19 protein-coding genes and 6 tRNA genes are annotated in these 22,802 nt (G+C 42.5%); 6 read left to right on the top strand and 19 right to left on the bottom strand.

Annotated elements, in window-relative coordinates:
- A complete protein-coding gene (locus ACJ7Z2_RS05005) occupies window positions 1-744 on the top strand; it encodes a metal ABC transporter ATP-binding protein (protein ID WP_409500978.1) in 744 nt (247 codons plus the stop codon).
- A 56-nt stretch (window positions 745-800) separates the two neighbouring features.
- Here the strand turns inward: ACJ7Z2_RS05005 and ACJ7Z2_RS05000 are convergent, their stop codons facing one another.
- The 15 genes from ACJ7Z2_RS05000 to mfd form a co-directional block, all read right to left on the bottom strand.
- On the bottom strand, window positions 801-1,610 hold the full coding sequence (locus ACJ7Z2_RS05000) for a metal ABC transporter permease (protein ID WP_409500977.1): 810 nt from the start codon (window positions 1,608-1,610) through the stop codon (window positions 801-803).
- Window positions 1,603-2,463 (bottom strand): metal ABC transporter permease, encoded by an 861-nt coding sequence (locus tag ACJ7Z2_RS04995; RefSeq protein ID WP_409500976.1) that lies wholly within the window; start codon window positions 2,461-2,463, stop codon window positions 1,603-1,605. Before ACJ7Z2_RS04995 ends, ACJ7Z2_RS05000 begins: the two co-directional genes overlap by 8 nt.
- Window positions 2,464-2,536: 73 nt before the next feature.
- A complete protein-coding gene (locus ACJ7Z2_RS04990; RefSeq protein ID WP_409500975.1) occupies window positions 2,537-3,322 on the bottom strand; it encodes a GDP-L-fucose synthase in 786 nt (261 codons plus the stop codon).
- A gap of 87 nt (window positions 3,323-3,409) precedes the next feature.
- Window positions 3,410-3,485, bottom strand: a tRNA-Gly gene (locus ACJ7Z2_RS04985).
- Between the two features lie 21 nt (window positions 3,486-3,506).
- A tRNA-Leu gene (locus ACJ7Z2_RS04980) sits at window positions 3,507-3,593 on the bottom strand.
- A gap of 41 nt (window positions 3,594-3,634) precedes the next feature.
- Window positions 3,635-3,721, bottom strand: a tRNA-Leu gene (locus tag ACJ7Z2_RS04975).
- Window positions 3,722-3,739: 18 nt separating this feature from the next.
- Window positions 3,740-3,815 (bottom strand) — tRNA-Gly (locus tag ACJ7Z2_RS04970).
- 26 nt (window positions 3,816-3,841) lie between these two features.
- Window positions 3,842-3,928, bottom strand: a tRNA-Leu gene (locus tag ACJ7Z2_RS04965).
- An 18-nt stretch (window positions 3,929-3,946) separates the two neighbouring features.
- Window positions 3,947-4,022, bottom strand: a tRNA-Gly gene (locus ACJ7Z2_RS04960).
- A gap of 165 nt (window positions 4,023-4,187) precedes the next feature.
- Window positions 4,188-5,426 carry a peptidase T gene (gene pepT, locus ACJ7Z2_RS04955; RefSeq protein ID WP_409500974.1) on the bottom strand — a complete coding sequence of 413 codons (1,239 nt, stop codon included), beginning with the start codon at window positions 5,424-5,426 and terminating at the stop codon, window positions 4,188-4,190.
- A 29-nt stretch (window positions 5,427-5,455) separates the two neighbouring features.
- Window positions 5,456-5,845, bottom strand: a complete 390-nt coding sequence (locus ACJ7Z2_RS04950; protein ID WP_006249411.1) for a type II toxin-antitoxin system VapC family toxin — start codon at window positions 5,843-5,845, stop codon at window positions 5,456-5,458.
- A complete protein-coding gene (locus ACJ7Z2_RS04945) occupies window positions 5,846-6,106 on the bottom strand; it encodes an antitoxin (RefSeq protein ID WP_006251766.1) in 261 nt (86 codons plus the stop codon).
- A gap of 115 nt (window positions 6,107-6,221) precedes the next feature.
- Complete coding sequence (locus ACJ7Z2_RS04940; RefSeq protein WP_006251765.1) at window positions 6,222-6,434, bottom strand: BrnA antitoxin family protein; 213 nt, start codon at window positions 6,432-6,434, stop codon at window positions 6,222-6,224.
- Window positions 6,435-6,722, bottom strand: coding sequence for a BrnT family toxin (locus ACJ7Z2_RS04935; protein WP_409500973.1), 288 nt, complete (start codon window positions 6,720-6,722; stop codon window positions 6,435-6,437).
- Window positions 6,723-6,884: 162 nt separating this feature from the next.
- Window positions 6,885-10,406: a transcription-repair coupling factor gene (gene mfd, locus ACJ7Z2_RS04930; RefSeq protein WP_409500972.1), complete on the bottom strand. Its 3,522-nt coding sequence runs from the start codon at window positions 10,404-10,406 to the stop codon at window positions 6,885-6,887.
- 160 nt (window positions 10,407-10,566) lie between these two features.
- Here mfd and ACJ7Z2_RS04925 point away from each other — a divergent pair, with 160 nt between their 5' ends.
- Window positions 10,567-11,784 (top strand): aromatic amino acid transport family protein, encoded by a 1,218-nt coding sequence (locus ACJ7Z2_RS04925; RefSeq protein ID WP_006253628.1) that lies wholly within the window; start codon window positions 10,567-10,569, stop codon window positions 11,782-11,784.
- Window positions 11,785-11,863: 79 nt separating this feature from the next.
- Here ACJ7Z2_RS04925 and hutX read toward each other — a convergent pair whose 3' ends face one another.
- Together hutX and ACJ7Z2_RS04915 are read right to left on the bottom strand one after the other, a co-directional pair.
- Window positions 11,864-12,370: a heme utilization cystosolic carrier protein HutX gene (gene hutX, locus ACJ7Z2_RS04920; protein WP_409500971.1), complete on the bottom strand. Its 507-nt coding sequence runs from the start codon at window positions 12,368-12,370 to the stop codon at window positions 11,864-11,866.
- Between the two features lie 54 nt (window positions 12,371-12,424).
- On the bottom strand, window positions 12,425-14,851 hold the full coding sequence (locus ACJ7Z2_RS04915) for a TonB-dependent hemoglobin/transferrin/lactoferrin family receptor (RefSeq protein WP_409500970.1): 2,427 nt from the start codon (window positions 14,849-14,851) through the stop codon (window positions 12,425-12,427).
- Between the two features lie 154 nt (window positions 14,852-15,005).
- Here ACJ7Z2_RS04915 and hutZ point away from each other — a divergent pair, with 154 nt between their 5' ends.
- Complete coding sequence (hutZ, locus tag ACJ7Z2_RS04910; RefSeq protein ID WP_006249323.1) at window positions 15,006-15,524, top strand: heme utilization protein HutZ; 519 nt, start codon at window positions 15,006-15,008, stop codon at window positions 15,522-15,524.
- Window positions 15,525-15,672: 148 nt separating this feature from the next.
- Window positions 15,673-18,285 (top strand): aminopeptidase N, encoded by a 2,613-nt coding sequence (gene pepN / locus ACJ7Z2_RS04905; RefSeq protein WP_409500969.1) that lies wholly within the window; start codon window positions 15,673-15,675, stop codon window positions 18,283-18,285.
- Between the two features lie 59 nt (window positions 18,286-18,344).
- Here the strand turns inward: pepN and ACJ7Z2_RS04900 are convergent, their stop codons facing one another.
- Both ACJ7Z2_RS04900 and ACJ7Z2_RS04895 read right to left on the bottom strand, forming a co-directional pair.
- Window positions 18,345-18,617 (bottom strand): acylphosphatase, encoded by a 273-nt coding sequence (locus tag ACJ7Z2_RS04900; protein ID WP_006249326.1) that lies wholly within the window; start codon window positions 18,615-18,617, stop codon window positions 18,345-18,347.
- Window positions 18,618-18,670: 53 nt separating this feature from the next.
- Window positions 18,671-20,305, bottom strand: a complete 1,635-nt coding sequence (locus ACJ7Z2_RS04895) for an ABC transporter substrate-binding protein (protein ID WP_154703927.1) — start codon at window positions 20,303-20,305, stop codon at window positions 18,671-18,673.
- A gap of 430 nt (window positions 20,306-20,735) precedes the next feature.
- On the opposite strand from ACJ7Z2_RS04895, the gene leuC reads away from it, so the two are divergent.
- Both leuC and leuD read left to right on the top strand, forming a co-directional pair.
- On the top strand, window positions 20,736-22,154 hold the full coding sequence (gene leuC, locus ACJ7Z2_RS04890) for a 3-isopropylmalate dehydratase large subunit (protein ID WP_154703926.1): 1,419 nt from the start codon (window positions 20,736-20,738) through the stop codon (window positions 22,152-22,154).
- 12 nt (window positions 22,155-22,166) lie between these two features.
- The gene (gene leuD / locus ACJ7Z2_RS04885; protein ID WP_126302516.1) at window positions 22,167-22,769 is read left to right on the top strand and encodes a 3-isopropylmalate dehydratase small subunit; all 603 of its coding nucleotides are present in this window, start codon (window positions 22,167-22,169) and stop codon (window positions 22,767-22,769) included.
- Window positions 22,770-22,802 lie beyond the last annotated feature (33 nt).

The raw sequence follows: 22,802 nt of genomic DNA, 5'->3' as shown, positions 1-22,802 counted from the left end.
ATGACAACTGTTTCAGCCTCCATTTCCGTCGAAAATTTATCGGTTCGTTATAATAACGGGCATATCGCTTTGCAAGATGTCTCGTTTCATCTGGAAAACGGCACAATTTGTGCATTAATCGGCGTAAATGGAGGGGGAAAATCCACTCTGTTTAAAAGTTTAATGGGGCTGGTTAAGCCATTAACCGGCTCTATTAAGCTGAGTCAGCTCCCGATTGCTAAAGCTCTGAAACAAAATTTGGTTTCTTATGTGCCACAAAGTGAAGAAGTGGACTGGCAATTTCCGGTTTCGGTTTACGATGTGGTGATGATGGGGCGATACGGCTATATGAATTTTCTACGCCGCCCAAGCCAAACCGATAAGCTCAAAGTAGAGCAAGCAATGCAACGACTTGATGTTTTACATCTCAAAGACAGGCAAATCGGCGAACTTTCCGGCGGGCAAAAAAAACGGGTATTTTTAGCTCGTGCCTTAGCTCAAGAAAGTAAAATCATCTTACTTGATGAGCCTTTCACCGGTGTTGATGTTAAAACCGAAAATGCGATTGTTGAGCTACTTAAACAGCTTAAAAACGAAGGGCATTTGATTTTAGTTTCAACCCACAACCTTGCCAGCGTACCGAGCTTTTGCGATCAGGTTTTGATGGTCAATCGCATGCTACTGGCAAAAGGTAAAACGGAAGAAACCTTTAATAATCAAAATTTAGAACGGGTGTTCGGCGGTTTATTGCATTATCAAAAGTAGTGTTTCAGCAACAAATCACGAACAAATAGGGAGGCAAATGCCTCCCTATTTTTGTATCACTGAACCTTAGAATATGCAAAACTGAGGAAAAAAATGACCGCTTGCACGAGAATAATCGTTGGTCCTGTTGCGGCATCAATATGGTAGCTAAGCAACGTGCCGAATACCGATGAAAATATCGCAACGCCTAAGGCAATCAGTAACATACTATCAAACCGCTTAGTCAGCAGGTAAGCAGTGATCCCCGGGGTAATCAGCATTGCCACTACTAAAATCACGCCTACTACTTGCATTGCACTGATAATGGTTAAGGCGAGCAAGGAGAGTAACCCATAATGCAATAATTTAACCGGTAAGCCTGCTACTTTGGCTTGATTAACATCAAAACAATAGAGCAAGAAATCTTTACGTTTTGCCACTACTACCACAAAGGTAAAGAGGCTGATCGCCAAAGTCTGAATCAAATCGCTTTTGGTTACACCTAACAAATTGCCAAATAAAATATGGGTTAAATGCTCCCCGGTATTAAAGGCGGTAAACAGTAAGATCCCAAAGGCAAACATACCTGAAAATACAATCCCCATTACCGTGTCTTCTTTCAATCGGCTATTTTCTTTTAAATAACCCACCGATAAGGCACAACCTAAACCTGAAAAAAACGCCCCTATTGAGAGTGGCAACCCTGCAAGTGAGGAAATGACTACACCGGGCAGAACGGCATGTGAAATCGCATCGCCCATTAAAGACCAGCCTTTCAACACCAAATAGCAAGATAAAACTGCACTCACACCAGCAACTAAAATTGCGGTAATCAACGCAACTTGCATAAATTCAAATTGCAACGGCTCTAAAACCCAATTAAGCATTTTGAACCTCCGCACGGTGTAATTTCCGCTTTTGGGTAATCAAGCCATATTTAGGGGCAAAGCAGAATGCGAATAAGAAAATCAGGGTTTGTAAGCAGACAATTACTGCCCCGGTTGCTCCGTCTAAAAAGTAGCTTAAATATGCCCCAATCCCTGATGTCAGCGTGCCGATAAGCATTGCGATCAGCACTAATCTAGGGAAGCGGTCGGTAAGTAAATAAGCGGTTGCTCCCGGCGTGACGACCATCGCAATAACCAAAATTGCCCCAACCGTTTGCAGAGCCACTACTACACAGGCACTTAATAAGGTAAAGAAAATCACTTTATAGCGTAATGGCGAAAGCCCGACTGACGATGCGTGGTGTTCATCAAAAAAGACGAGTAGCAAATCCTTCCAAAATAGGATTAAACCGAGTAACGAAATCGCAATAATCAGCACCACCTGCCACAAATCATCATCAGCAATGCCTAAAATATTCCCCATTACAATCGAATTCACATCAACCGAAGTTGGATTGAGGGAAACAATAAACATGCCGAGAGCAAAAAAAGTCGTGAAAATAAAGCCGATAACTGCATCTTCCTTAATTTTCGTCAGGCTTTTTACCCAAAGAATCGATAATGCCGCCAAAATGCCGGAAAAAAACGCACCAACGGCGTAGGGTAATTTTAGTGCATAAGCGATGGCAACCCCCGGCACCACAGCGTGCGATAGGGCATCACCAATCAAAGACCAGCCTTTTAACATCAAAAAGGCGGAAAGAAAGGCACAAACCAAACCTACTCCCATACTGACAAAAATCGCTTTTTGCATATAGTTGTAGGCAAAAGGTTCTAATAAAACATCAAGCATAAAATCCTAACAAGTTGTTGATAATAGTTCGCATATACTATCATATAAACCCCTTTTCTTGTATGGATTAAACTTAAATATCCAATTTAAATTGATAAGGATCAGGATAGCGATAACGAAAACCAAGCTCTTGGCAAATTTTATCTGCCTTTACCACTCTTACAAGCGGTTGATTTTCTTTAGAAAAATGCAAATCCGCTAGCCCAAAACGTTTCGACATTTCACCATAATAATCTTTACGGCTTGGGTGCTGCTCGGCACATAAATGAAAAATACGCTGTCCGTTCGGTTGTTCCAATAGCAACGAAATGGCTGCAATACAGTCCTCTAAATGCACTAGATTGACGGTTTGCCCTGCTCCGCTTAGGTTTTGTTTCCCTGCCAAATAAAAAACCGGGTGTCGCTTTTTCCCCACCAAACCGGCTAAACGCAAAATATCGCAATGAATTGACTGATTCAGTAGCCAGTTTTCCATTTTTACCAATAGGTTAGCAGAATCAACCGTTGCTTTTTCATCAAAAACACCCGATTCCATTGGCAAAACTGAAGTTGAGCTAGTGAAAATCAGATGTTTCAAGCCCTTGTCTATTGCAAGCGAAACTAATGTTTGAATACCGCAAAGGTAATTTTCAGGGCTAATTTGGCTAGGTGGTAAGGCAATCACTAACGCATCAGCGACAAGTAATTGTTCGATTTCGCTTGTCAGCGCTAACGCATTTAAATCTAGAGGATAGCATTCTATCGATAACGCTGTGATTGTTCGCTTAGTACCTGCAACACGCCAGCCCTTATTTTGTAAGGCTTCAGCTAAAGGTAGACCAAGCCAGCCAAGCCCTAAAATGGTAATCTTTTTCATCATTTACGTTTCTCAAGATTAAAATTGGAATGAGGGGAAATTCAGGTACAAAAAAAGCACCTCGTGGTGCTATCTATTTTATTTCTAGATTGGAGCGGGAAACGAGGCTCGAACTCGCGACCCCGACCTTGGCAAGGTCGTGCTCTACCAACTGAGCTATTCCCGCATATTTGCTTAATTATCAAAATGGTGCCCGAGGCCAGACTTGAACTGGCACGCCCCGAAAGGCGAGGGATTTTAAATCCCTTGCGTCTACCGATTCCGCCACTCGGGCTTTGATAACTATCTATTTTGTTAAAATTTAATTCTTCTAAATGGTGCCCGAGGCCAGACTTGAACTGGCACGCCCCGAAAGGCGAGGGATTTTAAATCCCTTGCGTCTACCGATTCCGCCACTCGGGCAGCACGATATAGAAAAATTGGAGCGGGAAACGAGGCTCGAACTCGCGACCCCGACCTTGGCAAGGTCGTGCTCTACCAACTGAGCTATTCCCGCAAATTTTAAATTGTTGATTTTCTAAATGGTGCCCGAGGCCAGACTTGAACTGGCACGCCCCGAAAGGCGAGGGATTTTAAATCCCTTGCGTCTACCGATTCCGCCACTCGGGCAGCACGATATAGAAAAATTGGAGCGGGAAACGAGGCTCGAACTCGCGACCCCGACCTTGGCAAGGTCGTGCTCTACCAACTGAGCTATTCCCGCATTTAAAAACGCTACGAACCTCGTAGCGTCTCAACAGGTGCATATTCTATGGATTTCAGATTTAATGTCAAATAAATTTGTAGGAAATCTGTAAAAAATCGTTTAATTGGTGAAAAATAACGCTTTTTGCAAATTTTTCATCAAATTTGACCGCTTGCAGCCGCCTTATTTGTTGAAATCATAATCAGCAAATTTCCGACAAATATCAATTACAACCTTTGTGGCTTTTTCCATCGTATCAACCGAAATAAACTCAAATCGTCCGTGGAAATTTTCGCCGCCGGTAAATAAATTCGGGCAAGGCAAGCCCATAAATGAAAGGCGTGAGCCATCAGTACCGCCACGGATCGGTTCTAAATTCGGCTCAATGCCTTGTTCACGCATTGCGTTTTCGGCAATTTCAACCAAGTAGCCGTAATCGTCCAGCACTTCACGCATATTGCGATACTGCTCGACAATCTCGACTTTTCCGCAATGTTCGCCGTAAAGTTGTTGCATCTCTGTCAATGTATCGTTCAACATTTTGCCGAATGCAGCTAATTCATCACGCTCAAAGCTACGCAAAATATAGTGAATTTCCGCTTTATCAATTCCACCCTCAATGCCGTGCAACATAATAAAGCCTTCACGCCCTTCGCTGGTTGCAGGGGTTAAATGGGGCGGCAGACGGTGTTGAAACTCGCAAGCTCGCTCTAAGGCGTTGATCATTTTGCCCTTTGCCGTGCCGGGGTGAACGCTCCGCCCGAAGAACGTAACGGTCGCTGCATCAGCATTGAAATTTTCATACTGCAATTCGCCCAGAGGCCCGCCATCTAGCGTAAAAGCAACATCGGCACCGAATGCGTTTACATCAAAATGATCGGCGCCTCGACCGATCTCTTCATCGGTGGTGAAGCTGATGCGGATCTTGCCGTGCGGAATGTGCGGGTTAGCTTGTAAATACTCGATAGCCGAGAGAATAATCGCAATGCCGGATTTGTCATCTGCACCAAGCAAAGAGGTGCCGTCAGTGGTGACTAAGGTGTCGCCAATCAGCTTGTTTAAATTCGGGAAATCCGTTGGCGAAAGATAATCGCCACTGCCGTTTAGCAAAATATTGCCGCCTTGATAAGCCTCAATCACCTGTGGTTTCACGTTTTCACCATTAAAATCGGGCGAAGTATCAACGTGGGCAATCAGCCCAAGCACCGGCAGGGTTTTGTCAATATTGGCTGGCAGGCTGGCGAACAGATAGCCGTTGGGGTCAAGATAAATTTCGCTAAGCCCCATCGCCTCTACTTCCGTTTTCAGCAGATGAAGCAAATCCCACTGCTGTGGCGAGCTTGGCAAGGTTTGGCTTTTCGGGTCGGAGGTGGTGTGGATTTGAGTGTAACGTAGTAAACGGTTAAGAAGAGATTGTTTCATTGTTTTTCCTTACTATTAATTTCACTGGTTTAGTGTAACCAGTTTTCCAATTTTAAATCAGGAACCATTTTAAATGCCTGATCGCTAGAAACTAAAATACACTCTTCAGCAAGAGCGTGGCTAGCGATCATTTGATCCTGCACGCCCATTACTTTGCCATTTTTCTCCATCTCTGCCCGTAACTTGCCATAAAGTTCAGCACAACGATAATTCCAATCTAAAACCTTTACACTCGATAAAAAATAATCTAAAAATTGAGAAAGCTGCCCATTATTTCTTTTCGCCACACCATAAACCAATTCAGCAGCAGTTACAGATGAAATACAAAGCCTCTCAGGATTAATGGACTTCAATTTCGCCACCACATTTGCATTTCCACGAAAAAAATAGCTTACAGTATTCGTATCTAACATATACATTTAAGCTACCTCAAAAGGATCCCGTTGCTCAAAGGATTGGTTTCTCTCTTTTGTATCTAAAAATGTTTCATCACATACAACAGCAGGCAATAGCTCAAACAATCGTTGCCAATGCTCGGTATTTCTCGATCTCAATGATAATAAAATATCGCCATTTTCTTGTTTAGAAACATAGACTTGCTCTGCATCAAACTCAAATTCAACCGGTAAACGCACTGCTTGGTTCCGCCCGTTACGGAATAATCTCGCAATTTTTTCCATCTTACTTTACCCTCCGATAGATAGTGTATATGCCAAAGTATATGCCTATTTTATACAACTGGCAAGATAACCCATTCTCAAATACTCAATAACATACTGATTTCAAATCATAATATTACCAACTAATAGTCGGTTTACGTTTCTGCTCAACGCAATCTTTCAAATAAAGATTGATCAACGTTTGGTAAGGCAAATTCACCTCTTCGGCAAGTTGTTTAAAATAGCTGATAACATCGTCTTCAATCCGAATAGTAACCACACTTTTGCTTTTTAGCCCTTTTGCGTAAGGGTTTTTCACTGCATTAGAAAAATCGTATTCATCTCTCATTTAATGTACTCCTTTATATTGCCCACTTTCGCGTTTTATTGCCAAACGTGCTGAAATAATCCGAATGTTGGTATTTCTCTCGCAATGCACAACCACAAGTAGATTATCTTTATTGCTACGCCCGAGTAGCAAAAAACGCTCTTCCCTAGATGAGTGATCTGGATCCGGGATTAACATCGCATTATTATCATAAAATACGCTTACCGCCTCGATAAAACTAACTCCGTGTTTTTGTTGATTACGAAGAGCTTTCTCACTATCCCATTCAAAACCATTAATTTCTTCCATTGCCAGTTTACTCCTTTTTGATTGTAAATAAAATATATTTACATCTATTTTTTTAAGTTATAAACAGCCTAGATGAAATTACTGGATTCGCAATAAACAAAAACGATTTTTACGATACAGATCGCAAAAATCGTTTTTCAAGATTGACAACCTTAGGAGGCTTTATCCGCCCACAACCTCCCTTAGCAAATTTTCCACAAATTCTAACCGCCTGCGGTTGTCTTCGAGTGCTAAGCGGAATTTGAACTTCACCGCCCCTTCAAAACTGTACACCGCCGGTTGTTTTTGGATTAAGGCGATAAACTTCATCGGGTCGGGTTGGGCGGTCGGTTTAAATTCAAGATAACCGCCGTGAATACCGGCATCGATTTTCTTAATCCCGAGCGTTTGTGCCGCCAAGCGAAGTTGGGTAATCGCAAACAGGTTTTTGGTTGCCTCTGGGAGCAAGCCAAAGCGGTCGATCAGCTCTACTTTCAAGTCGTTCAGACTTTGCAGATTTTCCGAGCTTGCGATCCGCTTGTAGAACGACAGACGCATATTCACATCCGGCAGATAATCGTCTGGCAACAAGGCTGGCACACGCAATTCAATCTCCGCTTGGTGTTGGGTGATTTCATCGAGGCTCGGCTCTCGTCCTTCTTGCAAGGCTTTGACCGCATTTTCGAGCAAGTCCATATAGAGCGAAAAACCGATACTTTCAATCTGTCCGCTCTGCTCCGAACCGAGTAATTCGCCTGCACCCCGGATTTCTAAATCGTGGGTCGCCAATGCAAAACCGGCCCCGAGATTATCAATGGTGCTCATCGCCTCCAACCGTTGCTCGGCGTCTTTGGTGAGCGTTTTCGGGTGTGGCGTGAGCATATAGGCGTAGGCTTGGTGGTGTGAACGTCCGACCCGTCCACGCAGTTGGTGCAGTTGTGCCAGCCCGAATTTGTCCGCCCGTTCGATAATAATGGTATTGGCAGTCGGCACGTCAATCCCCGTTTCGATAATGGTAGAACAGACCAGTAGGTTAAAGCGTTGATGATAGAAATCGCTCATCACCCGCTCCAATTCACGCTCACGCATCTGCCCGTGTCCGATCACAATTCTTGCCTCTGGCACAAGTTCTGCCAATTTTTCCGCACAGTTTTCAATAGTTGCGACATCGTTATGCAGGTAGTAAACCTGTCCGCCACGCAGAATTTCACGCAAAATTGCCTCACGGATTACCATTTCATCACTTTGTCGCACAAAGGTTTTGATTGAAAGTCGGCGAGCCGGCGGGCTAGCGATAATCGAGAGATCCCGCATTCCGTTGAGTGCCATATTCAGCGTTCTTGGAATAGGCGTGGCAGTGAGGGTCAGAATATCGACATTGGCACGCAGTTGTTTGATCTTCTCTTTTTGGCGTACGCCGAAACGGTGTTCTTCATCAATCACCAGCAAGCCGAGATCACGGAAAGCTACATCGTCTTGCAACAGTTTGTGCGTGCCGACCAAAATATCCACTTTGCCCTCCGCCACATTTTGCAAAATCGTTTTCTGCTCTTTGGCGGTTTTAAAGCGAGAGAGTACTTCCACATTCACAGGGTAGTTGGCGAAACGGTCTTTGAAATTCTCATAATGCTGTTGGGCAAGCAAGGTGGTTGGGGCAAGAATGGCAACCTGTTTATGGTTCATCACCGACAAGAAAGTCGCTCGAATTGCCACTTCGGTTTTGCCGAAACCGACATCGCCGCACACCAATCTATCCATCGCTTTGGCTTGGCACATATCGCTAATTACGGCATTGATGGCGATTTTCTGATCGTCCGTTTCCTCAAAAGGAAAGGTAGCACTAAACTGATCAAATTCCGCTTTGTCGTAGGCAAACGCAAAACCGGTTTGGCTTTCTCGTTTGGCGTAAACATCGAGCAATTCTGCCGCCACATCACGGATTTTTTCCGCAGCACGTTGGCGGGTTTTCGCCCACGCCTCACTGCCTAATTTGTGCAGCGGTGCAGTTTCGTCCGCCCCACCGATATAACGGCTGATTAAATGGAGCGAGGCAACCGGCACATAGAGCTTGGCATCGTTAGCATAATGTAGCACGAGATATTCGGCTTTGATTCCACCAGCGTCCAGCACGTTTAAACCGCCGTAACGCCCCACGCCGTTTTCCAAATGCACCACCGCCTGCCCGATTTTCAGCTCAGCAAGGTTGCGGATTAGGGTATCTGGATTGACGGTTTTGCGGTTTTTCTCACGCCGTGTTTGCACCTTTTCGCCTAAGAGATCGGTTTCGCAAATTATTGCTAAATTTTGACCGCTTGTATTTATTGATGGCGCAAGCGTCTCGCTTGTGCCATTTGCATTTTCAATAACAAAACCTTGATCAAGCGGTGAAATAATTAGAAAAGTTTGCAAATTGTCGTTTGGTACAAGCGTGGACGCTTGCACCATCATTTCATCAATAGAGCCTACCTGCTTCGGTTTCACCCCAAGCGGAGCAAGCAGATCCAGCAAGGTTTCTCTTCGCCCTTCGCTCTCCACCGAAAACAGAATGTTGCCGTCAAATTTTTGGCGGAATTGCTGGAAGGCAGAAAACGGTTCTTTCGCGGAAGATTGAATGGCAATATCCGGCAAGTTCGCTACATTTGCATTCATTTTCGCTGCTGATTTGCGGATTTTCTCCGAGGTTATCGTTAAACGAGGGTAGCCTTTCAGCCAGCGATTCACCTCATCAATCGCAAACCAGAGATCACTTGGTGGCAGTAGCGGTCGCATCGGATCCACTCGGCGGCTTTCATAGCGGTTTTGGGTATCTTGTTGAAATTGTTCGGCTTTTTGCTGAATATCGGCGAAAGTGATAAACAGCGTTTGGGCAGGGAAATAGTCAAACAGGCTTGCCATTTCCTCGAAAAACAGCGGCTGCCAATACTCAATTCCTGCATTCAAAATGCCTTTGCTGGCTTGCTGATAAATATGCTCCGGCTCACGGCGGATTTCACCGAATTTTTCACGGAATTTGGCTCTAAAATGCTCGATCCCGTTGCTATCGGTCGGGAACTCATGTGCCGGCAGTAAATTGATTTCGGCAATTTCCGCTTTGGTGCGTTGGTTATCCACATCAAAGGTGCGGATACTGTCGATCTCATCATCGAAAAAATCGAGGCGGAACGGCTCTTCTGCCCCCATCGGGAATAAGTCCAAAATCGAGCCACGCACGGCGTATTCACCATATTCTAGCACCTGCTCCACCGCCCGATAGCCTGCATTTTCCAGCTGTAACCGCAGTTTTTGAATCGAAAAACGGTCGCCTTTTTTAATCAACAGCACATTGTTAGCGAGATAATTCGGCGGGCAGACCTTCTGCATTAAGGTGTTGATCGGCAACAGCAAAATCTGCTGCCGCCCTTGTTGCAGTTCAAACAGGGCAGAAAGTCGGGCGGAGATAATGTCTTGGTGCGGCGAAAAATTGTCGTAAGGCAAAGTTTCCCAATCGGGGAACAGTTGCACCGGCAGCCCTGCAAACTGTGGCAAGGCTTTTTCCAAGCGTAACGCGGTGCGGGTATCGGGCGTGACTACCACCGTCAAGCCGTAAAAGGCTCGGGCAGCTTGGCTGATAGCAAGAGTATCGGAATGCCCGACAAGGTTGCCGAGAGTTTGATGATCTTGAAAATTACCGTCAATTTGCGGCAGATTAAGTGAAATTAGAGACATACAAGCGGTCTGTTTTTGATAAAAAATTGCAAATTGTTGCTTAGTTTACTAGAGCACGGCTGATTGTGCAAAATAAGCGGAGAAATTATGTTATCTAGATCGCATTGCGAAAAAATTCTGATAAAATGTTCCTCTTTTTTAACTCTTACTCACACATATTATGAAAAATAAAATTTTAGGAAGTGCATTAATGATTGCAGGCACCACCATTGGTGCAGGAATGCTGGCAATGCCACTCACCTCTGCCGGAATGGGTTTTGGGGCAACCGCATTACTCTTAGTCGGATTATGGGCTTTATTAGCCTACACCGGTTTATTATTTATGGAAGTGTATCAAACCGCTCCGCAAAAAGATGTTGGAGTGGCAAGCCTTGCCGAGCAATACTTTGGCTTAATCGGGCGTGTATTAGCCACTTTCAGCTTGCTCGTACTACTTTATGCCCTACTTGCGGCTTATATTACCGGCGGTGGTTCACTGTTAGCCGGTGTAATGCCTGAAATGGCAGATGCTGATATGAAACTGAAAATCAGCATTTTAATCTTCACTGCGGTATTAGGTACATTTGTGGTAGTCGGCGTGAAATCGGTTGATGGTTTAACCCGAGTACTGTTTTTAGGAAAAATTGTTGCTTTTATTGCCGTGTTGCTGATGATGCTGCCTAAAGCGAAGCTGGAAAACTTGACAGCAATTCCATTAGATAACTTACTCATTATTTCTGCTATACCCATTTTCTTCACTGCGTTCGGTTTCCACGTTATTATGGGAACAATTAATAGCTATTTAGACGCAGATATCGGCAAAATTCGTAAATCTATTTATATCGGGACGGCAATTCCGCTAGTGGCTTATTTATTGTGGCAGCTCGCTACACACGGGGTATTAAGCCAAAATGAATTCACCACGATTTTGACACAAGACCCGACCTTAAACGGCTTGGTAAAAGCCACCAGCCAAATTACCGGTAGCACGATTTTAGGCGAAATGGTTCGTTTATTCTCAGTGCTTGCATTGATTACCTCATTTTTAGGGGTTTCGATGGGAATTTTTGAAGGCGTGGGCGATTTGTTAAAACGCTTAAATCTACCGACTAACCGTTTATGGCTGACCATCGCCACCTTTACACCGCCAATTCTGTTCGCTTTATTCTATCCGAACGGCTTTATTAAGGCATTAGGTTACGCCGGTTTACTCTTTGCGTTCTATGGTATGATTTTACCTATCGGCTTAGCGTGGAAAGCACGTCGCCAATATCCGAATTTACCTTACCGTGTGATTGGTGGTAATTTGGCATTAGTGGTTGCGTTAATTGCCGGTATTATCATTATGGTAATTCCGTTTTTAATTCAGGCTGGTTATTTACCGCAAGCGGTAGGCTAATATTGAAAAGGGCTACGATTCAATATCGTAGCCCTTTCTATAAGTTACAAGCGGTCATTTTTCGATGACTTTTTACAGATTAGCCAATCAACTGATACAAAGCCTTAATTTGATGCTCTTTCAATGCCCCGCCAATTTTCTCTCTGCCGACAAAAATCTTAAACATCGCGTTGCCTTTTTTATTAATGAAAATCAGGGAAACCGTGCGTTTTCCCATAAAAGGGCGATCTAATAAATAAATTTTGGCACAATTTTCGTAGCGTAGATGCCCTTGTAAGCCACCGCCCTCTTTATGTTCGAAATTGTAAAACCCACGAGAAATTGAACCGCTTGGGAGCTTGCCTACAAACTCAATAATGGTATCTTCCGTATGCGAAATCAGCGTAATTGCATCGTCCCATTCGTGGATTTCCTGTAACACTTCGGCAAAACGCTCCCCTTCGGTTACTTTTAGCATTTCAGGCGGTAAATTCAGCATTACCTCTTCCATCGTGCATTGATATTTTGCCGCTAACATTTCTAAAATTTGCCCCGGATTTTCGGCTAATTCATTGCGTAAGGCGGTTTGTTGTTCGATTGATATCATTAAATGTTCCTTTAAGTAAAGAGAGTTTCTTAGCTCTCTAAGTAAATTTGTAAATTAGAAACGGTATTCAAAATTAGCCGAGAAGTTACGTCCAGGTTCATAATAGCGTTGTAATCCAGGATAGCCACCGTAAGCTGCATTTTCACGTACTCCAACAGAATTAACGATTCCACCTGTTGTATTTAAACCACGTAAAGTATCCCAAGTATGATATTTACGGTTAAACAAATTATAAATACCGGCACGTAATGTAATATTCTCAGTTGGTTTATAGAAACCGTATAAATCCACAACAAAGGCTTTAGCATTTAAGTGCTTCCAGGTATCTAAACCTGTCTCGTGAGAATATTCAGTACAACGAATGTCATATTCATCCCCCCAATAAGGGTAATACGGATTTGGCGTTCTATCCTCTTTAAGGCATTTTTCCGGTAATGTTTTTAAATATTTTGCATCTTTCGCCTTTTTAGCCCCCAAGAATGTGAAGCGAGAAAATACTCCCCATTTACCTTCAGGTTGTTCATAATCTAAGCCAACTACGGCTTTAATCGGCTGAATAGAAAGTAAATCTGCCCCGTTAGACATACTACCTTTGCTGTAACCGAAGGCTCCAAATAGCTTCCAGCCTTCAGGTATTGGCATGGCTGAATTTAAATTCCATTTACCACTCACTTCTAGCCCATAGATTTTCGCAGAATCAATATTTTGCATTTGCTGTACCGGGCGCCAAAACTCTCTACCATATGCTTGGTAAACATCCCAGGTTTCTTGCTCCCATAAAAAATCTTTATATTTAGTATGGTGGAAATTAACTGAGAGCAGCCCAACATTGCCACTACCTTGCAAACTTAAATTTTGGCTTAAACTACGTTCCGCTTTTAGGTTTGGATTGGACATCCAAGCTCCTGCAGCATTATCACGGTAATCAAAATACATTTCTGATGCATTTGGAATACGGAAGCCTGTCCCAATGTTATATCCTACTTTCCATGCCTCAGTCAGATGTTTTTCTAAACCGGTAACCCAAGTTAGTTGATTAAATTTCGCATTGTCAGTTTTTACGCAGTTACGACAAACAAGACCATTGAGTTCTTGTTGTTCATACTTCGCCCAATCATAACGAATGCCTAGAGTTGCAATCCAATCATGCGTTAAATCAATCTTATCGTGCAATGAAAAAGTGTGCTGTTTCGTTTTAATTGGGTACATCATCGTAGAATCGGGAGAATTTACCCAAACACCGGATAAATAAACCGAGTCCTTATGTAATACATCGAAATCTCTCTCTGCAGTAGAGGCTTTGAAAGATAGCTGATGAGTCCATTTACCAAATTCTAATGCTTGGCTGTCTAAACGGAAATTTAAGCGTTTCAATTCAGTATTAAAAATACGAATATTATTGTCACTTGGTTTTCTTTGTTTAGCAGGGCTCCAGTCTGTTGCCTCTTCAGCGCGTGTACCTTCATAGTTATAAGCAGATGTTTCAGTATCTTGATAATCTGCATCTATCTTAGCTAGAGATATCCATTTTGACTCTGGGAAATACTCATAAAAAACATTTACTGTATCACGTTTACTACGGTCTTCCGCTTCACGCCAAAAAGAAGTAATAGTAACGGCTGAATCTTCGATAATATAATTTTTATTATTTTGCCCACTGTAAGAAACACCAACGCGGTGATTATCATTAAATCGATAAGCAAATTTGGCTAAATAATTATGATGATTATGAGTAGAATCATCAGGAGTTTGTTTACTACTGCGTAAAGAGCGAGTTTGTAGAGAATCTTCAGGAAGAGTATAACCTCCTGCACTTTCCATTTCATGCCCATGGCGATTTGAATAAACCAATATCGCCTCAGCTTTCTCACCTAAATATCCAACACCGAATGTATTCAACCATTCATTATTACGAGTACCATATCCTGTGCGATAAAAAGCACCAAATTTATTACCGTTACGAACAATATCATAAGGCTCAAGCGTCCGATAATTAACTCCGCCGCCTAAATTACCACTACCTTGATTGAAAGAATCTGCACCTTTAGATACTTCAATAGTACGAGCTAATTCCGGATCTATAGATTGGCGAGATGTATTTAAATTACCATAGCGTTTATAAAGGGAATTTTCTTCTGAATCAGGAAGCGAGACACCATCAATACTTATTCCTACACGGTTGTCTTCCACTCCACGAATAGCAAATCCTTTTTGATGTCTACCTTGGTTAACAATGCCAACATCAGGGCTATAACGAACTAAATCTCGATTATTTTGAATCAACTCTTGCTGAATTATCTCTTTATTTTTCTTTTCTATAGAAGCCTTCACATCTTCTTTAGCAACAACATTTACTTCAGATAATTCCGCTGTTGTTTCTTCCGCATAGGTAGCTTGTGAAGACAAAATGCTACTAACGCTTAAAGCCAATATAGTCGGGCACAATTTTTTAGACTTTATTGAATAAGAGGTAAACACCATGATTCTCCCTAGATAGATTTTTAATATACTTTATTATTAATAAGATGTATTATCAGTTACATCACATTTATAGTCAATAATGATTCTCATATGGATTGAAAGTTTTCACTCTTTATAGTAATCTAAAAAAACACTATTAAAATTGAGGTATTTTATGACAACCAACCGTCAAGAGGTCTTACAAAACCGTTTAGGTCCAGAAATTGAAGAATTAAAACAACAAATCAAAACTATAATGCTTGCAACCATAGATAAAGATGGTGTACCGAATGTGAGCTATGCCCCTTTTGTAATTAATAACGGCGAATATCAAGTCTTAATCACTACTATTGCCCGTCACGCTCGTAATTTACAAGAGGTGCCAAAAGTCTCTTTAATGCTAATTGAGGATGAAAGTAAGAGCCGTCAAATTTTTGCCCGTCGTCGCTTAACCTTTGACGCAACAGTGCGAATGATTGAACGTACTGATGAGGAATGGAATAATAGCATTGCAGCACTTAAAGCTCGTCACGGCGATTTAGTTGATGAACTGTCAAATATGCAAGATTTCAAGCTCTTTAGCTTTAAGCCAACGGCAGGCTTATTTGTAAAAGGATTTGGTAAAGCCTTTGATGTTGGTGTTGATGACTTAATTAATGTCGTTCATTTAGACCAAGGCCACCAAACTGCCTAATTGCGAAATAAACTCACGGCTATAAATAATCCTATTTATAGCCGTTTTTATTGCGACAAGCGGTCAAATTTTTTGGAAAATTTACCGCTATTTTAGTACAATAACGACACTATTCTATGAGCTAAACGCAACTAAAAAAGGAAATCCTATGCAACCTAAAGCGAAACTCAGAAAAGATTATCGAGCTCCCGATTTCACTATTACTGATATTTATCTTGACTTCCAACTTGACCCGGATCGCACTTTTGTCACCTCAAAACTAACTGTCGTGCGTAAAAATCCTGAGGCGACAACACTTCGCTTAGATGGTCATAGTTTCGATTTCCTTTCGCTTAAATATAACGGTGTGCCGTTTTCTGCCTTTCAAAAAGATGATGAATCTTTAACCTTAAATTTAGCGGATGTGCCTGCCGAGCGGTTCGAGCTTGAAATTGAAACTGCATTAAATCCGGCACAGAATACCTCGTTACAAGGTTTGTATAAATCGGGTGACGGACTTTGCACCCAGTGTGAGGCTGAAGGTTTCCGCCAGATTACCTATATGCTCGACCGCCCTGATGTACTTGCAAAATATACGACAAAAATCACCGCTAGTAAGAGCAAATACCCGTATCTGCTTTCTAACGGTAACCGTATTGCACAAGGCGAGTTGCACGATGGCAGACACTGGGTGGAATGGCAAGATCCGTTCTTTAAACCAAGCTATTTATTTGCCTTGGTTGCGGGTGATTTTGACTTACTCCAAGATAAATTCATCACCAAAAGCAGACGTGAAGTCACGCTCGAAATTTATGTCGATCGTGGGAATTTAGACCGTGCACCTTGGGCGATGGAGAGCTTAAAACGTTCAATGAAATGGGACGAAGAGCGTTTCGGTTTGGAATACGATTTAGATATTTATATGATTGTTGCCGTTGATTTCTTCAATATGGGGGCGATGGAAAACAAAGGGCTGAATATCTTTAACTCCAAATTTGTGTTGGCAAAACCGGAAACTGCAACCGATACCGATTATTTAGATATTGAAGCGGTGATTGCCCACGAATACTTCCATAATTGGACAGGCAACCGCATTACCTGCCGTGATTGGTTCCAACTAAGCTTAAAAGAGGGCTTAACTGTCTTCCGTGATCAGGAATTTACCTCCGATTTATGGTCTCGTTCGGCAAAACGGATTGAAGATGTGCGTTTACTGCGTACCGTACAATTTGCCGAAGATGCCAGCCCGATGGCTCACCCGATTCGCCCAGAAAAAGTGATTGAAATGAATAATTTCTACACCGTGACTGTGTATGAAAAAGGGGCGGAAATTATTCGTATGATTCACACCCTGTTAGGCGAAGAAAAATTCCAACAAGGTATGCAACTTTATGTGGCAAGACACGACGGTTCTGCTGCAACTTGTGAAGATTTCGTTAAAGCAATGGAAGATGCTTCAGGCATTAATCTTGAACAATTCCGCCGTTGGTATAGCCAATCCGGCACGCCTGAGCTCACCATTTCCGATGAATATGATGAAACACGCAAGGCATACCGCTTGCATATTTCACAAATGACACCGGCAACCCACGATCAGATGGATAAACTCAATCTACATATTCCGCTTAAAGTAGCGTTATATGGTGAACAGGACGGTAAACGCATTCCATTACAATATGAATTATTAACCGTAAGCGATGTGTTAGATGTAACCGCAGAACACCAAACCTTTGAGTTTCATAATGTAACACAACGCCCGGTGCCGGCATTGCTGTGTGATTTCTCTGCACCGGTACGGTTAGATTACAACTATACCACCGAGCAGCTTTTAACCTTACTCAAACACGCTGAAAATGATTTTGTGCGTTGGGACGCAGCACAAATGCTTTATACCAATGAACTGCGTGAGAATTTAAGCCGTTATCAGCAACAGCAGCCACTTAACTTCTCAGAAGGGTTGGTGAATGCCTTAACGTTCGTGTTGGATAACTCAGCAAGCTTGCCGGAACTAACTGCATTAACCCTCACATTGCCGAAAGAAACCGAGTTTGCAGAATCATTCAAAACCATTGACCCACAAGGCATTGCGGTTGTGCGTGAATTTATGCAGCATTCCATTGCTCACGCCTTGCAAGATAAGCTATTAGCGGTTTATCACCAAAATCAATGTGGGGAATATCAAGTCGTGGCTGAAGATATTGCTAAACGAGCCTTGCGTAATGCTTGCTTAAGCTATTTAGCCTTTACTGATTTAGGCAACGCGTTGGTGCATAAGCATTACAATAATGCCGATAATATGACTGATACGCTTGCTGCATTACAAGCCGCAACCAAAGCCCAGCTAAGTTGCCGTGATGCATTATTAGCTGATTTTGAGCAAAAATGGAAACATGATGGTTTAGTGATGGATAAATGGTTTATGCTACAAGCCACCCGACCGGATGACGATGTGTTATCCATCGTGCAAAATTTAATGGAACACCCAAGTTTTAACTTTAATAACCCAAACCGTTTACGTTCATTAGTAGGTGCATTCTGCGGTCAAAACCCGAAAGCCTTCCACGCCATTGACGGTTCAGGCTATCGTTTCTTGGTAGATACGCTGATTAAACTTAACGAAAGTAACCCACAAGTTGCTGCTCGACTTATTGAGCCGTTAATTAAACTCTCACGCTACGATAACCAACGCCAAACCTTGATGCGTCGTGGTCTAGAACGCCTGCGTGAGCTGGATAATTTAGCACGAGATCTGTTTGAGAAAATTGAAAAAGCGTTAGATTAAACCAAGCAATACAAGCGGTGTCATTTGCAAATTTTTTTACAAATGACACCGCTTGTTAGTTAATACCTTACCTCAAACCTTTTAAACCTTTCTGAACCAAGATAATCGCTCACAATTACCCGTTCCACCTTTGCAGCAGGTGAGCCTTGTTGTAACCAATTTTCCAGTTGAGCGATCGTCTGTTCATCCGCTTCAGCTACCACTTCTACCGAGCCGTCATCACGATTTCTGACATAGCCTTTTATGCCTAATCGATTCGCTTCCTGCAAGGTAAAAAACCGAAAAGCGACACCTTGAACCCGTCCGTAAACCGAGAATAATTTTGCGACCATTCTTCCCCCATAAAAATAGGCTGCTTATTTTTCAATAAACAGCCCATAATGTCTTATTTCACGATGTAGAGGTTACGCAGTAAAATATCATCTTGCGGATCTTTACCCTCATAGCCTTTCACGTAAGGTTTCACCAAACGTGGGTTTACATAGTTATAAATCGGAATAATCGCATAATCTTTGGCTAACTGCTCCTCTGCTTTTGCATAAGCAGCTGCACGACCGGCTGCGTCTGTCGCTTTGTAAGATTCTGCTACCGCATCATCATACGCTTGGTTCTTATAGAACGCCGTATTGTTGCTGGAGTTCGATAAGAAATAGTTCACAAAAGTGGTTGCTTGGTTATAGTCTGCCGACCAACCTGCACGAGAAACATCATAATTTGCATTGCGGCGGGTATCTAAGAACGTTTTCCACTCTTGGTTTTCCAATTTTACATCAACAATGCCGTCTGTGCCTTGTTTCCATAATGATGAAACTGCAATCGCAATTTTCTTGTGGTTGTCGTTGGTATTATAAAGAATAGTAAATTTTAACGGGTTCGCTTTACTGTAACCGGCTTCTTCCAATAATTTCAACGCTTTGGCTTTTCTATCTGCCATTAATTCTTTGGAATAAGCAGGTTGCTGAATTTTTTCGCCCTCGTGAATATAAGGAGGTGTAAACACATAGGTTGGGGTTTGACCTTGTCCTAACACTTTATCGGTAATAATGGTGCGATCTAAAGCTAAGTTTAACGCCTCACGCACTTTCACATTATCAAACGGCGCTCGTTTATGGTTAATTTCATAGTAATAAGTAGAAAGGGTTCTTGCCGTAAACACTTCGTTTGGAATCTCTTTTTTCAAGGTTGCAAACTGCTCTGGTGGAAGAGTATAGCTGGTCATATCCAAGTCACCGGCACGGTAACGGGAAACATCGGTTGTGGCATTGGCAATGGCTAAGAAAGTTGCTTTATTAATCACAGTTTCTTTATCATTCCAATAATTTTTATTACGCTCAAACACGATTTTTTCATTAATGACGTGATCAGCTAAGGTATAAGCTCCGTTTCCAACCAGATTGCCTTTTTTCACCCAAGCATCACCGTATTTTTCAACGGTCGCTTTGTGTACAGGTAATAAAGAAGAGTGTGTGACCAACTCTACCGCATACGGCACAGGTTGGCTTAACTGCACTTGGAAAGTATGATCATCAATCGCTTTAACCGCTAATTCCTCTGGCTTTTTCTTGCCGTCAATAATATCTTGGGCATTTTCTACATTGAGATAAGTTAAATAACTTGAATAAGGTGAAGCCGTAAGTGGATTAACTAAACGCTGCCACGCAAATACGAAATCGTGGGCTGTCACGGCATCACCGTTTGACCATTTAGCATCTTGGCGTAATTTGAACGTCCACGTTTTGTAATCCGGTGTATTTTCCCAACTTTCCGCCACACCCGGCTGAATATTGCCGTCTGAGTCTTTCGTAACCAGCCCTTCAAATAACTGATAAGCAACTTGCGATTCCGGCACGCCCTCAATTTTATGTGGATCAAAACTTGATGGCTCAGAAGCATTATTAATCGTAATTTCTTGTTTTTCTGCAAGCGTTGTTCCTTCAGGTACTTTCGCTGCAAATACATTTGTCGATAAACCTAATACTAACGAGGTTGCTAATAAAGAAAGCGAAAATTTTGACTGCATATTTAATCTCCATTTATAAAATAATGACTGGGTGCAAAATAATATGTTTCGAATTAATTTTTTTAAGTCTAGGCATTATTATTTTGATTGCAAGAAGATTTTTTAAAAAATGTGATAGATATCACCTTTCAATACAAAAATTGCATAAAAAAATACCGAAGAAAATAGCTCTATAAACTCTGATAATGACTAGATAACTTACTAGAACAGCTGTATTATTCAGAACAATATTCTAAACATATTTAAAAAAGACTATTTTTAGGCTTATTACACAGAATAAAAATCCTTATTTAACTGAAAAATACCGTTTTACTTTCATTTTTTTAATCGTTATATTCACTCCATATCAGCAAGCGGTCATTTTTGTAAAATTGTTTGCAAATTTAACCGCTTGTATAGCCAAAATTATTTATTTGAGTTGGAACATTTTATGCAGCAAGCCAAAACCCTATATCAAAAACTATTCGACTCGCACGTTGTGTATGAAGCCGAAGGCGAAACACCGATTATTTATATTAACCGCCACTTAATTCATGAAGTCACCAGCCCGCAAGCGTTTGACGGTTTGCGTGTTGCCGGTCGCCAAGTTCGCCAAGTCAGCAAAACCTTCGGCACAATGGATCACAGTATTTCAACCCAAGTACGTGATGTTCAGCAACTTGAAGGGCAAGCGAAAATTCAAGTATTAGAATTAGAAAAAAACTGCGAAGAAACCGGTATTCCCCTGTTTGACATCACTAAAAAACAACAAGGTATCGTCCACGTAATGGGGCCGGAGCAAGGCTTGACTTTACCCGGTATGACCATTGTATGTGGCGACTCGCACACCGCCACTCACGGGGCATTTGGTGCGTTAGCCTTCGGTATCGGTACTTCTGAAGTGGAACACGTTTTAGCCACCCAAACCTTAAAACAAGCCCGTGCAAAAAGTATGAAAGTGGAAGTTCGTGGCAAAGTGAACCCGGGCATTACCGCAAAAGATATTGTGCTTGCGATCATCGGTAAAACAACTATGGCTGGCGGTACAGGCTATGTAGTGGAATTTTGCGGTGAAGCAATTCGTGATCTTTCAATGGAAGGACGAATGACAGTGTGTAATATGGCGATTGAGTTTGGTGCAAAAGCCGGTATTGTTGCCCCGGATGAAACCACGTTCGCTTACTTGAAAGACCGCCCAAATGCACCAAAAGGTCAAGATTGGGAAGATGCCATTGAATATTGGAAAACCCTCAAAACCGATGAGGGTGCAGTTTACGATGCGGAAGTGATCTTAGAAGCAAAAGACATTGCTCCACAAGTGACTTGGGGAACCAACCCGGGGCAGGTAATCGGTATTGATGATGTAATTCCAAATCCGGAAGATATGGCCGATCCTGTTACTCGTGCCTCTGCGGAAAAAGCCTTAGCTTACATCGGCTTAGAAGCCCATACCGATATGAAAGATGTGCCGGTTGATCAAGTCTTCATCGGTTCTTGCACCAATGCTCGCATTGAAGATTTACGAGCTGCGGCTGCGGTAATGAAAGGGCGTAAAAAAGCCGACAATGTAAAACGTATTCTCGTTGTGCCGGGTTCAGGTTTGGTAAAAGAACAAGCGGAAAAAGAGGGGTTGGATAAAATCTTCATCGAAGCCGGTGCAGAATGGCGTAACCCGGGTTGCTCAATGTGTTTGGGAATGAACGATGACCGCTTGGGCGAATGGGAACGTTGTGCCTCTACGTCTAACCGTAACTTTGAGGGCAGACAAGGACGTAACGGTCGTACCCACTTAGTCAGCCCGGCAATGGCGGCTGCGGCAGCGGTGTTCGGTAAATTTGTGGATATTCGCAAAGTGTCATTAAACGCATAATAGGAGGAAAAAATGGCAGGTATTAAACAACATTCAGGCTTGGTCGTTCCTCTTGATGCAGCGAACGTAGACACCGACGCAATCATTCCAAAACAATTTTTGCAAGCTATTACCCGTGTCGGCTTTGGTAAGCACCTTTTCCATGAATGGCGTTATTTAGATGCGGAAGAGACCCAAATCAACCCCGATTTCGTACTGAACTTCCCACAATATCAAGGTGCAACCATTTTACTCGCCCGTAAAAATTTAGGCTGTGGCTCTTCTCGTGAGCACGCCCCTTGGGCATTGGCAGATTACGGTTTTAAAGTAATGATCGCCCCAAGTTTTGCGGATATTTTCTACAATAACAGCTTAAACAACCATATGTTGCCGATTAAATTAACCGAAGGGGAAGTCGAAGAGATCTTCCAATGGGTGTGGGCAAATGAAGGAAAACAGATCCACGTTGATTTGGAAGCGATGACTGTAACTGTTGGCGAGAAAGTTTATCGCTTTGAGTTAGACGAATTTCGCCGCCACTGCTTATTAAATGGTTTGGATAATATCGGCTTAACACTTCAACACGAAGCAGCGATTGCAGCTTATGAGAAAAACATTCCGGCATTTTTACGCTAATTCAGACATAATAAAAACGGCTAGCATCTTTAA

This window comes from Mannheimia glucosida (assembly GCF_046267875.1).
Lineage (GTDB): Bacteria > Pseudomonadota > Gammaproteobacteria > Enterobacterales > Pasteurellaceae > Mannheimia > Mannheimia glucosida.
The sequence above is the reverse complement of the archived record's forward strand: the minus strand, read 5'-3'. Positions and strand labels throughout refer to the sequence as shown.